We start from the raw sequence: 13327 nt of genomic DNA, 5'->3' as shown, positions 1-13327 counted from the left end.
GCTCGCTACTGCCTGGTCTGCTGAAACGCGCCGGAGGCCGGAGAGGTGGGCTCTCCGATTTCAGCGATGAAGCTTCGGCGGATTTCCTCGAGCGCCGCGGCGACGTCCGGCTCGTCGCCCGATCCGACGAGCGCGTCGGCGGCGTGCCTCGCCAGATCCGCCAGGATCACGCCCCAGGCGGTCGCCTCCCGATAGGCGCTGTCCCGATAAATGCCGACGTTCAGCACGCAATGCAGCCCCTGCTGGGCCACCCACACCCGCGCCATCTCGACGGCATTGGCGTCTTCCAACGCCGCCGGCGGAATTCCGATTGCTTTCATGACCTGCTCCAATGACAGGCTGAACCGACCATTCCGGAGTCTCGATGTCCACCCTTGAACACTTGAACCGCCCCGACGGCGAAACCCTGGCCCTCAAACGTGTAAGGGGAACCGGTCCGACCGTCGTCTGGATCGGCGGCTTCCGCTCGGACATGGAGGGCACAAAGGCCCTGGCCCTGGACGCCGCCGCGCGCGAACGGGGCTGGTCCTTCGTTCGCTACGACCATTTCGCCCACGGCCGGTCGTCGGGCGACTGGCGACGGGCGACCATCGGGCGCTGGCGCGAGGATGCGATCGGCGTGATCGACAGCCTGGAGGGACCGGTCATTCCGGTCGGGTCGTCCATGGGCGGCTGGGTCGCCCTGCTGGCCGCGCTGGCCCGGCCGGAGCGGATGTCGGGGCTGGTGCTGATCAATCCGGCCCCGGACTTCACCGAGCGGCTGATGTGGCCGTCCCTGCCCGACCACGTGCGCCAGGCGATCCTGCGCGACGGCGAGGCGACCATCGTGGAACCGGGTCTGGGGGCGTATGTCTTGACGGCCCGGATGTTCGAGGAGGCGCGCGACTGGCTGCTGCTGGACGGGCCGGTGGCGATCGAGGCCCCGGTCCATGTGCTGCAGGGGCGAGCCGACGAGACGGTGCCGTGGTCCCACGCGATGGGCCTGGCCGAACGGTTGACCGGCGGTGACGTGCGGCTGGACCTGATCGAGGGCGGGGATCACCGCCTGTCGACACCGATCGATCTCGACCGCCTGATCGCGGCGGTGGAGGCGCTGCGCCTTTCAGGGCGAGCCTAGATCACCTGTTCGACGCTGGTCACTTCGGGGACGTAGTGGCGCATCATCTGCTCCACCCCGGCCTTCAGCGTCATGGCCGAGGACGGGCAGCCGGCGCAGGCCCCGCGCATTCGCAGGCGCAGAACGCCGGAGGCTTCGTCGAACGCGTCGAACAGGATGTCGCCGCCGTCCTGGGCCACCGCGGGGCGGATACGGCTGTCGAGCAGCGCCTTGATCTCGGCCACGATCTCGGAGTCGTCGCTGTCGTCCGCGACCTCGCCGGCGTCGCGCAGCATGGGCTGGCCCGACGCGTAGTGATCCATGATGGCGGTCAGGATCTCGGGCTTCAGCTCGGCCCAGTCGCGACCGTGGGCGTTGCGGGTCACCGAGACGTAGTCGGCTCCCAGGAAGACGCCCGACACGTCCTCGAACTGGAACAGGGCCTCGGCCAGGGGCGAGGCCGTCGCCTGGTCGATGTCGCGAAACTCGCGCGGCCCGTCCGGCGCGACATCGCGGCCCGGCAGGAACTTCAGCGCATTGGGGTTCGGGGTCGGTTCGGTCTGGATGAACATGGGCGAGAAATGCGCCCGGCCCGGCCGGTTCGCAAGGTTGACCTCTTTCCTTTCGAGAAAGCGCTCAGCCCCGCTTGGACGCCTTGCGGAAGGCCGGCTTGGCCAGGGCGGCGCTCTTGCGGGCCGCAGCCTGTTCGGGATGCTGGCCGGCCTTGAACGCCGGGCCGCCGGAGCCGGTGGTGGCCTGCTTGGCGGCGAGAACGCGTTTCAGGGCTTCGGATGCGGTTTCGGGGGTGTCGGTCATGCGTCCCTTCTAGCACAGCGGCCGGGTCAAGCCTTCATCAAGCGTCGGCACAGGTCGTCCAGCTGTTCCAGGCTGGCATACGACAGGGTCAGTTCGCCCTTGCCGCCCCGGTCCGTCAGCGTGACCTTCAGGCCCAGGGCATCGGCGAGATCCTGTTCCAGAGCCGCCGTGTCGGGCGAGGCCATGGCCGGACCCGCGCCGCCCTTGCGCGGCTTCGATGGACCCTGAGACTTCCTGGCGAGGGCCTCGGTCTGCCGCACGTTCAATCCCTGACGCACCACCTGGTCGGCCAGGTCCTCGGCATGGCGCGCCGTCAGCAGGGCGCGCGCATGACCCGCCGTCAGCTTGCCCGTCATGACGTAGTCGGACACCCGGGGCGGCAGCATGATCAGCCGCAGCGTATTGGCCACATGGCTGCGCGACTTGCCCACGATGCCGGCCACCGCGTCCTGGGTCCGGCCGAAGCGGTCCATCAGGGTGGAATAGGCGGCGGCCTCTTCCAGGGGATTGAGGTCCGCGCGCTGGACGTTCTCGATGATGGCGACCTCGAGCACCTCCAGATCGTCCATCTCGCGGACGATGATCGGCACCTGGGTCAGCCGCGCCTGCTGCGATGCCCGCCACCGCCGCTCGCCGGCGATGATCTGCCAGACCCCGTCTTCGCCCGGCTGGCTGCGCACCAGGATCGGCTGCAGCACGCCCTTGTCCCGGATCGAGGCCGTCAGCTCGTCCAGATCCTCGATCTCGAAGATCTTACGGGGCTGATCCGGATTGGGCTTCAGGCTTTCGATCGGCACCATCTGGACGCCGCTGGGCACAGGCTGGCCGCCGGTCACCGGCACGGCGTTTTCGGCGACATTCTCGCCCAGCAGGGCCGACAGACCGCGACCCAGACCTCTTTGACGTTCAGACAAACTCTTCGTTCCGTTTCGTTATCAGGCCGCGACCAGGGACTTCATCCGGCGCCGCTCGCGGCCGACCACCTCTTTGGCCAGACGCAGATAGGCCTGGCTGCCCGTGCATTTCAGGTCGTAGATCAGGACGGGCTTGCCGAACGACGGCGCCTCCGACACCCGGACGTTGCGGGGGATGACGGCCTCATAGACCTTGTCGCCGAAATGGGCGCGAACATCGGCCGCCACCTGCCCCGACAGGGCATTGCGGCGATCGTACATGGTCAGGACCAGACCCTGGATCTCAAGCGACGGGTTCAATGATTGACGGACCATCTCGATGGTCTTCATCAACTGCGTCAACCCTTCCAGCGCGAAGAACTCGCACTGCAGCGGCACCAGCACGCCGTCAGCGGCCGCCATCGCGTTCAGCGTCAGCAGGTTCAGCGACGGCGGGCAGTCGATGAGAACGTAGTCATACCCGGCGCTACCGTCCTCGCCCTGACGCGCCAGGGCGTCGCGCAGGCGATAGGACCGCCGGTCCGCCTGGCTCAGCTCGATCTCGACGCCGGACATGTCGGCGTCGGCAGGAATTATGTGCAGACCCGGAACCGCCGTCGGTACGGCCGCGTCATGCACCGAACGCCCATCGACGATCACGTCGTAGATGGTGATCCGTCGTGTTTCACGTGGAACACCCAGCCCGGTGGAGGCATTGCCCTGGGGGTCCATGTCCACGATCAGAACCTTTTCGCCGATCGCGGCGAGGGCCGTCCCCAGGTTGATCGCGGTCGTGGTCTTGCCCACCCCACCCTTCTGGTTGGAGACGGCGAGAACGCGGGCTTTCTTGGTCATGCTAGCCACGGCGTTTGGCGCTCCGGACGGTCACGATACGGCCGCGCGGGTCGCTGCGCGAAACGGTGAGACCGGCTTCCACTTGCCAGACCTTGGAGGCTTCCTGCAACTCGGCTTCCGCCTTCTCTCCCTTGAGAAACAGACCTTGTGCACCGCGCGACAGATACGGCTGTGCATAACCCAGCAGCTTCTCCATCGGCGCGACCGCGCGGGCCGTGACGATGTCGACCTTCAACGCCTGATCCTCGGCGCGGCCCCAGACGACGGTCGCGGGCAGGGCCAGCGCATCCACCACGGTCTGCAGGAAACGGCACCGCTTCTGCAGGGAATCGATCAGCCACACGTGCGATCCGGTCCGACCCTTGGCCAGCACCGCCAGCACGACGCCCGGGAAGCCGGCGCCCGCGCCCAGGTCCGCCCAGGTCTTGCCGAACCCGGCCATGTCGACCAGCTGCGCCGAATCCCAGGCATGGCGGCTCCAGAAATCGGGCAGACTGTCGGGGCCGACCAAGTTCATGACCTCATTCGCCTCGGTCAGCATGAGACGGAACTGTTCGAGGTCGGCCATCCGCTCCGGCCAGGCCCCGGTCAGCCGCTGAAACTCCTCGGCCGTCATCAGGCAGCGACCGCCGTCCGCTTCACGTGCGACAGCAGCGCCGTGAGCGCACCGGGCGTGACCCCCTCGATCCGTCCGGCCTGCCCCAGGGTTCGGGGCTGGACCAGCGAGAGCTTCTCGCGCACCTCGTTCGACAGGCCGCCGATAGTCGCATAATCCAGATTGGCCGGAAGGGTCAGCGCCTCTTCCCGACGCAGGGCCTCGGCGTCCGCCGTCTGGCGATCAAGGTAACCCGCATAGCCCGCGTCGATCTCGACCTGCTCGCGAATGGCCGGGGGCCAGGACTGGATCATGGGATAGGCGGTCTCAAACCGCGCCAGATCGACCCCCGGATAGGCCAGCAGGTCGCGCATCGAGCGGCGCTGGCCGTCGGCATTGACGGCGACGCCCAGGGCCTGGGCCTCGTTGGGGGTGAAGCGGGTGTCCCGCACCATGGCGGTCGCTTCGGCGAGCGCGGTCGCCTTGGCCTCATAGGCGCGCCGGCGCTCGGACGACACGATGCCGGCGGCGATCCCGACCGGGGTCAACCGTTGATCGGCATTGTCGGCCCGCAGCGTCAATCTGTATTCCGCCCGGCTGGTGAACATGCGGTAGGGCTCGGTCACACCGCGTGTGACCAGATCGTCGATCATCACCCCGATATAGGCCTGGTCCCGCCCCAGCATGATTTCCGCCGATCCAGCGGCGACCCGGGCGGCGTTCAGACCCGCGATCAACCCTTGAGCGCCCGCCTCCTCATACCCGGTCGTACCGTTGATCTGACCTGCCAGATACAGGCCAGGCCGACGCTTGACCTCCAGCGCCGCAGTCAGCTCGCGCGGATCGACATAGTCGTATTCGATCGCATACCCGAACCGGAAAACCTCGACCCCCTCCAGCCCCGGCATGGTCCGCAGGAAGGCCATCTGGGTCTCGGGCGAGACCGAGGTGGAGATGCCGTTGGGATAGACCGTCGGGTCGTCCAGACCCTCGGGCTCCAGGAAGACCTGATGCGAGGTCTTGTCGGCGAAGCGGACCACCTTGTCCTCGATCGAGGGGCAGTAACGCGGGCCGCGCCCGGTCAGGTGACCCCCATAGACGGCGCTCTCGCGTAGATTGGTGGCGATGATGGCGTGGGTCTCCTGCGTGGTCTGGGTGATGCCGCAGGCGATCTGGGGCACGGAGATCCGGTCGGTCAGGAAGCTGAACGGCACGGGCTCGGCATCGGCCGCCTGCATCTCCAGCCGGTCCCAGGCGATGGTGCGGCCGTCCAGCCGCGCCGGCGTGCCGGTTTTCAGACGTCCCATCTTGAGACCCGCGCCATAAAGGTCCTGCGCCAGCCCCGTGGAAGGGGCCTCGCCATGACGTCCGGCGGGCGTACGAACGTCGCCCTGGTGGATCACGCCGTTCAGGAAGGTGCCCGTGGTCAGAACGACCGCGCCCGCACGGAGGGAGACACCGTCGCCCGTCGTGACGCCGACGACACTGTCACCGTCCTGGATCAGGGCCTCGGCCGTGCCCGCCATCAGGGTCAGGTTCGGCGTCTGCGCGAGTTCGGCCTGCATCGCCTCCCGATAGAGACGGCGGTCGATCTGGCTGCGGGGTCCGCGCACCGCCGCGCCCTTGGACCGGTTCAGCATCCGGAACTGGATGCCCGAGACATCGGCCAGACGCCCCATCAGGCCGTCTAGGGCATCGATCTCGCGCACCAGATGGCCCTTGCCCAGTCCGCCGATGGCCGGGTTGCAGCTCATCTCGCCGATTGTCTCGAGCTTCTGCGTCAGCAGCAGGGTGCGCGCGCCGGTGCGGGCCGAAGCGGCAGCCGCCTCGCAGCCGGCATGGCCGCCGCCGATCACGATGACGTCGAAAGGGTTAGGAGACCTCATGGGCGGGGACATAGGCGAAACGCCAGGCCAATGCCACTCACCCGATGTTTCACGTGAAACAAGGCGAGTCTATTTCCCGATGCAGAAGGTCGAGAAGACTTCGCCAAGGATGTCCTCGACGCCGATCGTTCCTGTCACCCGCCCCAGCGCCTCGGCCGCCCGGCGCAGATCCTCGCCCGCCAGCTCGGGTGCATCGCGCAAGCGCGCGCGACCGGCCCGCACCGCAGCGAGGGCCTCTGTCAGCCGACGCCGATGGCGTTCGCGCGTCACAGCCGGAAAATCGGCACCGGCCAGATCCCGATGCAGCCGCGCCTCGATAGCGGCCAGAAGCGCGGATAGTCCCTGCCCCGTGGCGGAGCTGACGACGAACCCGCCTGAGGTCGGGGACAGGGGCGGAAGGTCGGCCTTGGTCCAGACGATCAGGTCCCGGGCCGTCGCGAAGACTGCGGCATCGCCCTCCGGATCCCCCGGTCCACGCACCCACAGACGCAGATCGGCCGCCTCGGCCCGGGCGCGGGCGCGTCGCACGCCCTCGGCCTCGACCGGGTCATCGCTTTCGCGCAGCCCGGCGGTGTCCGACAGGGTCACCGCATAGCAGCCGATGACGACGTCGGCATCCAGAACGTCCCGCGTCGTCCCGGCGATCGGCGTCACGATGGCCGCCTCGCGGGCGACCAGGGCGTTGAACAGGGCGGACTTGCCGGCATTGGTTTCACCGATCAGGACGATGCGATAGCCCTCGCGCACCCGCCGTCCCCGGTCCGCGTCGGCCAGGGCCGCGCTCAGGTCCTCGATCAGCCCGTCCAGCACCGGACCGGCGGTCAGAGCCAGATGATCGGGGACGTCCTCGTCGGGAAAATCGATCTCGGCCTCGACCAGCGCCAGGGCCTTCAGCAGATCGCGCCGGAATCCGGCATAGGTCTGCGACAGGGCTCCCTCGAGCTGACCCAGGGCCTGGGCCGCCTGAGCCGTCGTTTCCGCGTCGATCAGATCGGCGACCGCCTCGGCCTGGGCCAGATCCATCCGGCCGTTCTCGAAGGCCCGGCGCGTGAACTCGCCCGGATCTGCCGGGCGAAGCCCCGAGGCGATGAGGGCCGCGCTCGCCGCCTCGACCACGGCGCGCCCACCGTGCAGGTGCAGCTCCGCGCAGTCTTCGCCGGTATAGCTGCCGGGTCCGGGGAAATTCAGCACCAGGGCCTGATCGATGACGTCGGATCCCTGTCGCAGGGTCCGCAGCGACGCGACCCTGGGGGGAACCGACGTCGCCCCCAGGCCGATCAGCGCCGCGCTGGTCCCCGGCCCGGACAGACGCAGGATGGCGATCGCGCCCCGGCCAGGCGGGGTCGCAAGGGCGAAGATGGTGTCGGTCACCCGAAATCAGGCCTTCGGCACCTGGGTGACGACCGCCATCATCTGGCGGAACTGGTCCTGGGCCTGAAGCCCGAAGCTGGTCCAGGTCTTCATCAGTTCTTCCGGCTGCATGGCCGTGATGTTGGCATCCATCCGGGTCTTCATCTCGTTGACCAGATGATCGTTCAGGACCGTGACATCGGGAAGGCCCAGAAAGGCCCGGGCTTCCTCCGGCGTGCACTCGGCCTCGATCTTGACTTTCATCACGGCGCTCCAACCTCTCAAGGGCCCGTCATAGGCCGATCCGGCCGTCGAAAGGAACCCTCATGACCTCCACGATGCGTGCCGTCAGGCTGAACGAAGCGGGCGGGCCCGAGGTCATGCAGGTCACGGATGTGCCCGTGCCCACGCCCGGCCCCGGCCAGATCCTGATCCGGCACGAGGCCATCGGCCTGAACTTCATCGACATCTACCAGCGGACCGGATTCTATCCGATGACCTATCCCTCCGGCCTCGGCCGCGAGGGAGCCGGCGTGGTCCAGGCGATCGGCGAGGGCGTGACGCGGTTCAAGGTGGGGGATCGCGCCGCCTATGGAACCAGTGATGTCGGAGCCTATGCCGAGGCGCACGTGATCGACGCGGGCCGCGCGGTGCCTGTCCCATCGGGCATTTCCTCGCACACAGCCGCGGCCGTCATGCTCAAGGGCATGACGGCGGAGTTTCTGGCCCGGCGTGTGTTTCACGTGAAACAGAGCGACTTCGTTCTGGTCCACGCGGCCGCAGGCGGCGTCGGCCTGATCCTGTGCCAGTGGCTGAAGACCCTGGGCGCAACGGTGATCGGCACCGTGGGCGACGCGCGCAAGGCCGAGCTCGCCCGATCCCACGGCTGCGATCACGTCATTCTCTACAAAACCGAGGACATCATCGAACGGGTCAAGGCGATCACGAACGGTGAAGGCTGTGCGGTTGTCTACGACTCGGTCGGCAAGGACACGCTGGACGCATCGCTGGCCAGCCTGCGCCGGCGCGGCATGCTGGTCAGTTTCGGCAATGCCTCGGGGCCGGTCCCGGCGATCGAGCCGCTTCGTCTGTCGCGCGGCGGGTCCCTGTTCCTGACGCGCCCGACCCTGTTCGACTATGTCGCCACGACCGAGGAGCTGGACGACAGCGCATCGGCCCTGTTCGCCATGATCCAGTCGGGTGCGATCAAGGTCGAAATCGGCCAGACCTTTCCGCTGGAGCAGGTCCGCGAGGCCCATGAGGCGCTGGAGGGTCGCCAGACGACCGGATCGACGCTGCTGATCCCGTAGGCATACCGTCTCCTCCCATCGCCAAGAGGCGACAGGGAGGAGACCCGCGCAGGATCAGGTGTTCATCGACTGGAAGAAGTCGGCGTTGTTCTTGGACTGGCGCAGCTTGTCGAGCAGGAACTCGATGGCGTCCTGGGGTCCCATCGGGTTCAGGATACGACGCAGGACATAGGTCTTGGTCAGCTGATCCTTCGGCGTGATCAGCTCTTCCTTGCGGGTGCCGGACTTCAGCACGTCGATGGCGGGGAAGATGCGCTTGTCGGCGACCTTGCGGTCCAGGACGATTTCCGAGTTCCCGGTGCCCTTGAACTCTTCGAAGATCACCTCGTCCATCCGGCTGCCGGTGTCGATCAGGGCGGTGGCGATGATGGTCAGGCTGCCACCCTCCTCCACGTTGCGCGCCGCGCCGAAGAAGCGCTTGGGCCGCTGCAGGGCGTTGGCGTCCACGCCGCCCGTCAGGACCTTGCCCGACGACGGCACGGTGGCGTTGTAGGCGCGACCCAGGCGGGTCACCGAGTCCAGCAGGATGACGACGTCGCGCTTGTGCTCGACCAGGCGCTTGGCCTTTTCGATGACCATTTCGGCGACGGCGACGTGACGGGTCGCCGGCTCGTCGAAGGTGGAGGCCACGACCTCGCCCTTCACGGTGCGTTGCATGTCGGTGACTTCCTCGGGCCGCTCATCGATCAGCAGCACGATCAGGGCGACCTCGGGGTGGTTGGCCTCGATCGACTTGGCGATGTTCTGCAACATGACCGTCTTGCCGACGCGCGGCGGGGCCACGATCAGGCAGCGCTGGCCCTTGCCCAGGGGGGCGACGATGTCGATGACCCGGCCGGATCGGTCCCGCAGCGTCGGGTCCTGGATTTCCATGGTCAGCCGCTCGTTGGGATACAGCGGCGTCAGGTTGTCAAAATTGACCTTGGTGCGGACTGTCTCCGGGTCCTCGAAGTTGATCGTGTCGACCTTCAGCAGGGCGAAATAACGCTCGCCTTCGCGCGGGCCGCGCACCGCGCCGTGGACCGTGTCGCCCGAGCGCAGGCCGAAGCGCCGGATCTGCGACGGCGACACATAGACATCGTCCGGACCCGGAAGATAATTGGCATCGGGCGAGCGCAGGAAACCGAACCCGTCGGGCAGCATCTCCAACGTGCCGGAGGCGATGATCTCGACCTCTTCGTCCGCCAGGGTCTTCAGGATTGCGAACAGCAGGTCCTGTTTGCGCAGGTTCGAGGCGTTCTCGATGTCCAGCTGCTCGGCGAAGGCCACCAGTTCGACCGGCGACTTGTCGTTCAGTTCCTGCAGGGTGATGCGGCCTGACGGAACGACGGATTCGCCCTCGTCCTCCGCATCGTCGCCGATGTCCGCGGCCACATCAGCGTCATTGGCTCCGTCTGCCTGGGAGGTGTCGACCTGGGCTGCGTCCTCGGTCGTCTCGGGCGTCAGGGCGTCCAGCGCCTCGGCTTCGGGAGCGGTGTTGTCGGTGTCGCGCACGTCGGTCATGTCGGAACTCGGGATACATGCCGTCTCGGCCCGGCGTCGGATGACGTCAGGCGGAGCGGGATGGGAAGGTGTGGCCTCGCGGCCGGAGGGGGAGCGCCGGGTCCGAAGGCGGCCTAGCGGCTCTGCGATCGGTCGGCGCGAAGAGAAGGGCAGTGCCGCGAACGACACCTCACCACCAGCGAAACCACGAAACACCCCCGAGGGTCAACCGCGCTCAGGCATAGACATTCGGAAGCCGCCGCGGGCTCAAGCAGCCCGCCACCGCGTGGCGGGCGTCAGCCCCCTTCTAAAATGTCCACTCCGTGGTCACGGACAGCACCATGACGATGGCCAGCACGAACGGCACCTCATTGGTCATGCGCCAGAACTTCGAGGTTCGCATCGAGGTCCCCGCCAGGATCTTCTTGCGCTCGGCCGTGAGGTAAAAGTGCCAGCCCAGCAGCAGGACGACGCCGATCAGCTTGGTGACCATCCAGGGCTCGGCCAGGAATCCCGCACCGCGCATCTGCACATCCAGGTGAATCAGCCAGGCCCCGAAGATCAGGGCCAGTCCCATGGCGGGCTGCAGGATGATCTTAAGCATCCGCCCCTGCCACAGGCGCAGCAGGGTCCGCATCTCGGTCTTCAGGGGCTCGGGCTTGTCGGCCTGCTCGGCGTCATAGGCATAGAGCCTGGGCAGGAACAGCAAGCCCGCCATCCAGGCGATGACGGCCAGGATGTGCAGCCCCCGGGCCAGGTCGTACAGGTTCATGCCGTCGTGCTCCTCAAGCTGCCTGCTTTTGCGCCTGGCACGGACAGGCCTTCCAGCGCCCCTGGCAGCCCGGCCCTGCGGGCGCGATCCCGGTGCGGCCCAGACTGTTAGTCACCGCGTCGGCCAGACCGTCGATGAACAGAGGACTGGTCCCCACGGCCGGCACGCGCAGATAGGGATGGACGCCGGCTTCCTCGGCCAGTTCGCCGTATTCGATGTCCAGCTCGACCAGGGTTTCGATGTGCTCGGAGACAAAGGCGATGGGCGTCACGACCAGGCCGATGCCCTCGGCTCCAGCGGCGCGGATCGCGTCGGGCGTCGACGGCCCCAGCCATTTCAGCGGCCCGACCCGGCTCTGGTAGCACAGGAGCCAGTCGGTCAGTCCGGCCTGTGCCGCCACGGCGGCGACGGTCGCCTCGACCTGTTCCTGATAGGGATCGCCGTCCTTCTCGACCAATTTCTCGGGGATGCCGTGGGCCGAGAACAGGACGCGGATCGGGTGCCCCGGATGCTCGCGCTCGGCCTCGGCCAGTTTCACGCGGATGCCCTCGGCCTGGGCGGCGATCCAGCCCTCGGCCCGGGGATAGCAGCAGATGGTGCGCACCCGCCCCGATCCGGCATAGGCGGCGTTCCAGGCCTTCAGCGACGACCGGGTTGTGGTGGTCGAGAACTGCGGATACAGCGGCAGCAGGACGATCTCGTCCGGGCCCCAGGCAGCCACGTCGACGGCGGCCTCCTCGGTCAGGGGGTGCCAGTAACGCATGGCCATGAAGCTCCTGACCTCGTCGCCGGGCAGGCGCGCCGAGAGAGCTGCGTCCAGCGCGTCCATCTGGGCATGGGTCTCCCCCTTCAGCGGCGAGCCGCCGTTGGAATCCATCATCGCATAGTTGGCCTGGGCGCTGGCCTCGCGCCGCGACGAGATCAGCTTGGCCAAAGGCGTGCGGAACAGGCCCGGCAGGCCGATGATGGCCGGGTCGTTGAACAGGTTGAACAGGAACGGCTTGACGGTGGCCGCGTCGTCCGGCCCCCCAAGGTTGAAGAGCACGACGGCGATCCGGCGACCGGGCCGCGGGCTCCCCGGATTTGCGTTCACTGCGCCCCGATCCGCTTCAGAACCTGCTCGACATGAGCGATCGGCACGTCCGGCAGGATGCCGTGGCCCAGGTTGAAGATCCATGGGCCGGAACCCCAGGCTTCCACAAGCTGATCCACCCTGCGGTCCAGCGCCGCACCGCCGACGCGCAGCAGCAGCGGATCGAGCGCGCCCTGGATCGGCTTGATCTTCTGGACCTGTTGACCGCGTTCCAGCGAACAGGCCGTATCCAGCGCCACGCCCTGGACATCGACCTCGCGGGCGTAGCGTTCCGCGTGCAGCGCCGACCCACGCGGGAAGCCGATCAGGGGCACGGTCACGCCCAGCTCGCGCACCCGCTTCACCAGGGCCTGGTGGGGTTTCAGCACCAGCCGTTCGAACAGGTCGTCCGGAAGGCCCTCGGCCCAGCTCTCGAAGATCTTCAGCGCGTCGGCCCCAGCGTCGGCCTGCATCTTCAGATAGCGTGCGGTGGCCTCGACCAGCACGGCGAGGACCTGATCGACCTTTTCCGGCTCAGCATAGGCATAAGAACGGGCCGTGGCGCGTTCGCCCTTGCCGATCGTGTTGTGATGGCCGTCCAGCATATAGGTCGCCACGGTCCAGGGCGCGCCGGCGAAGCCGATCAGGGCGCGTTCCGGCTCCAGTTGCTTGCGCACCAGGCTCAGGGTCTGGCCGACCTGGTGCAGATGCTCGCCCGCGCCCTCGGCCAGCTCCTGCATCCGCCCCACCCCGGGCAGCAGACCCAGACGCGGGCCTTCGCCCGTCTCGAACCAGACGTCCTGACCCAGGGCCTGAGGGATCAGCAGGATGTCGGCGAAGACGATGGCGGCATCGAAGCCGAACCGGCGCATGGGCTGAAGCGTCGCCTCGGCCGCCATCTCCGGGTTCAGGCAGAAGGCGATGAAATCGGGAGCCTCGGCCCGCAGCGCCCGATATTCGGGCAGATACCGCCCGGCCTGGCGCATGAACCAGACGGGGGGGCGCTCCAGGGTCTCGCCCTGCAGGACACGGATCAAGGACGGCGTGATGCTCATGACCTTGGCTTTACGCAGGCCCGGGCGTCCCCTCAAGCCCAGGGCCTCCTCCTTATTCCAATGAGAATCATAAAAGGATTGGAGGAAGACAGCAGGGGGCGGGACGGCGGGGACAAATCGCGACGATCCGGCCGTTCCGAACGGG

15 protein-coding genes are annotated in these 13327 nt (G+C 67.6%); 2 read left to right on the top strand and 13 right to left on the bottom strand.

The window, feature by feature from the left end:
- Nucleotides 1-5: 5 nt before the first annotated feature.
- Entirely contained in the window at nt 6-320 is a 315-nt protein-coding gene (locus AC1DW4_RS07295) for a DUF5076 domain-containing protein (RefSeq protein WP_477016584.1), read from the bottom strand.
- Between the two features lie 44 nt (nt 321-364).
- Here AC1DW4_RS07295 and AC1DW4_RS07290 point away from each other — a divergent pair, with 44 nt between their 5' ends.
- Entirely contained in the window at nt 365-1117 is a 753-nt protein-coding gene (locus AC1DW4_RS07290; RefSeq protein WP_477016583.1) for an alpha/beta fold hydrolase, read from the top strand.
- Here AC1DW4_RS07290 and AC1DW4_RS07285 read toward each other — a convergent pair.
- The 8 genes from AC1DW4_RS07285 to AC1DW4_RS07250 form a co-directional block, all read right to left on the bottom strand.
- Nucleotides 1114-1668: a NifU family protein gene (locus AC1DW4_RS07285; RefSeq protein ID WP_477016582.1), complete on the bottom strand. Its 555-nt coding sequence runs from the start codon at nt 1666-1668 to the stop codon at nt 1114-1116. The two genes, AC1DW4_RS07290 and AC1DW4_RS07285, sit on opposite strands and share 4 nt — an antisense overlap.
- A gap of 64 nt (nt 1669-1732) precedes the next feature.
- Nucleotides 1733-1912, bottom strand: a complete 180-nt coding sequence (locus AC1DW4_RS07280; RefSeq protein WP_477016581.1) for a hypothetical protein — start codon at nt 1910-1912, stop codon at nt 1733-1735.
- 26 nt (nt 1913-1938) lie between these two features.
- Nucleotides 1939-2826 (bottom strand): ParB/RepB/Spo0J family partition protein, encoded by an 888-nt coding sequence (locus AC1DW4_RS07275; protein WP_477016580.1) that lies wholly within the window; start codon nt 2824-2826, stop codon nt 1939-1941.
- 21 nt (nt 2827-2847) lie between these two features.
- Nucleotides 2848-3660, bottom strand: coding sequence for a ParA family protein (locus AC1DW4_RS07270; protein WP_477016579.1), 813 nt, complete (start codon nt 3658-3660; stop codon nt 2848-2850).
- A gap of 1 nt (nt 3661) precedes the next feature.
- A complete protein-coding gene (gene rsmG / locus AC1DW4_RS07265) occupies nt 3662-4276 on the bottom strand; it encodes a 16S rRNA (guanine(527)-N(7))-methyltransferase RsmG (RefSeq protein WP_477016578.1) in 615 nt (204 codons plus the stop codon).
- Nucleotides 4276-6141, bottom strand: coding sequence for a tRNA uridine-5-carboxymethylaminomethyl(34) synthesis enzyme MnmG (gene mnmG, locus AC1DW4_RS07260; protein WP_477016577.1), 1866 nt, complete (start codon nt 6139-6141; stop codon nt 4276-4278). The genes rsmG and mnmG overlap by 1 nt, the downstream gene beginning before the upstream one ends.
- Nucleotides 6142-6210: 69 nt before the next feature.
- A complete protein-coding gene (gene mnmE / locus AC1DW4_RS07255; RefSeq protein WP_477016576.1) occupies nt 6211-7512 on the bottom strand; it encodes a tRNA uridine-5-carboxymethylaminomethyl(34) synthesis GTPase MnmE in 1302 nt (433 codons plus the stop codon).
- Nucleotides 7513-7518: 6 nt separating this feature from the next.
- Complete coding sequence (locus AC1DW4_RS07250) at nt 7519-7755, bottom strand: DUF6489 family protein (protein WP_477016575.1); 237 nt, start codon at nt 7753-7755, stop codon at nt 7519-7521.
- A 74-nt stretch (nt 7756-7829) separates the two neighbouring features.
- Here AC1DW4_RS07250 and AC1DW4_RS07245 point away from each other — a divergent pair, with 74 nt between their 5' ends.
- Complete coding sequence (locus AC1DW4_RS07245) at nt 7830-8801, top strand: quinone oxidoreductase family protein (RefSeq protein ID WP_477016918.1); 972 nt, start codon at nt 7830-7832, stop codon at nt 8799-8801.
- A 54-nt stretch (nt 8802-8855) separates the two neighbouring features.
- Here the strand turns inward: AC1DW4_RS07245 and rho are convergent, their stop codons facing one another.
- From rho to hemE, 4 genes are all read right to left on the bottom strand, one after another.
- The gene (rho, locus tag AC1DW4_RS07240) at nt 8856-10304 is read right to left on the bottom strand and encodes a transcription termination factor Rho (protein WP_477016574.1); all 1449 of its coding nucleotides are present in this window, start codon (nt 10302-10304) and stop codon (nt 8856-8858) included.
- A 286-nt stretch (nt 10305-10590) separates the two neighbouring features.
- Entirely contained in the window at nt 10591-11055 is a 465-nt protein-coding gene (locus tag AC1DW4_RS07235) for a CopD family protein (protein ID WP_477016573.1), read from the bottom strand.
- Between the two features lie 13 nt (nt 11056-11068).
- Nucleotides 11069-12148 (bottom strand): ferrochelatase, encoded by a 1080-nt coding sequence (gene hemH, locus AC1DW4_RS07230; RefSeq protein WP_477016572.1) that lies wholly within the window; start codon nt 12146-12148, stop codon nt 11069-11071.
- On the bottom strand, nt 12145-13182 hold the full coding sequence (hemE, locus tag AC1DW4_RS07225) for a uroporphyrinogen decarboxylase (protein WP_477016917.1): 1038 nt from the start codon (nt 13180-13182) through the stop codon (nt 12145-12147). The genes hemH and hemE overlap by 4 nt, the downstream gene beginning before the upstream one ends.
- Nucleotides 13183-13327: the final 145 nt, after the last annotated feature.

The organism is Brevundimonas sp. P2_A6 (assembly GCF_056404975.1).
Note: the sequence above shows the minus strand (reverse complement) of the source record. Positions and strands in the feature narration are given on the sequence as shown.

Bases quoted from the DNA above. Each gene is read 5' to 3' on its own strand.
- AC1DW4_RS07270 (WP_477016579.1), bottom strand. From the start codon at position 3,660: ATGACCAAGAAAGCCCGCGTTCTCGCCGTCTCCAACCAGAAGGGTGGG.
- rsmG (WP_477016578.1), bottom strand. From the start codon at position 4,276: ATGACGGCCGAGGAGTTTCAGCGGCTGACCGGGGCCTGGCCGGAGCGG.
- AC1DW4_RS07280 (WP_477016581.1), bottom strand. From the start codon at position 1,912: ATGACCGACACCCCCGAAACCGCATCCGAAGCCCTGAAACGCGTTCTC.
- rho (WP_477016574.1), bottom strand. From the start codon at position 10,304: ATGACCGACGTGCGCGACACCGACAACACCGCTCCCGAAGCCGAGGCG.
- mnmG (WP_477016577.1), bottom strand. From the start codon at position 6,141: ATGAGGTCTCCTAACCCTTTCGACGTCATCGTGATCGGCGGCGGCCAT.
- AC1DW4_RS07285 (WP_477016582.1), bottom strand. From the start codon at position 1,668: ATGTTCATCCAGACCGAACCGACCCCGAACCCCAATGCGCTGAAGTTC.
- AC1DW4_RS07250 (WP_477016575.1), bottom strand. From the start codon at position 7,755: ATGAAAGTCAAGATCGAGGCCGAGTGCACGCCGGAGGAAGCCCGGGCC.
- AC1DW4_RS07245 (WP_477016918.1), top strand. From the start codon at position 7,830: ATGCGTGCCGTCAGGCTGAACGAAGCGGGCGGGCCCGAGGTCATGCAG.
- AC1DW4_RS07235 (WP_477016573.1), bottom strand. From the start codon at position 11,055: ATGAACCTGTACGACCTGGCCCGGGGGCTGCACATCCTGGCCGTCATC.
- hemE (WP_477016917.1), bottom strand. From the start codon at position 13,182: ATGAGCATCACGCCGTCCTTGATCCGTGTCCTGCAGGGCGAGACCCTG.
- AC1DW4_RS07295 (WP_477016584.1), bottom strand. From the start codon at position 320: ATGAAAGCAATCGGAATTCCGCCGGCGGCGTTGGAAGACGCCAATGCC.
- AC1DW4_RS07290 (WP_477016583.1), top strand. From the start codon at position 365: ATGTCCACCCTTGAACACTTGAACCGCCCCGACGGCGAAACCCTGGCC.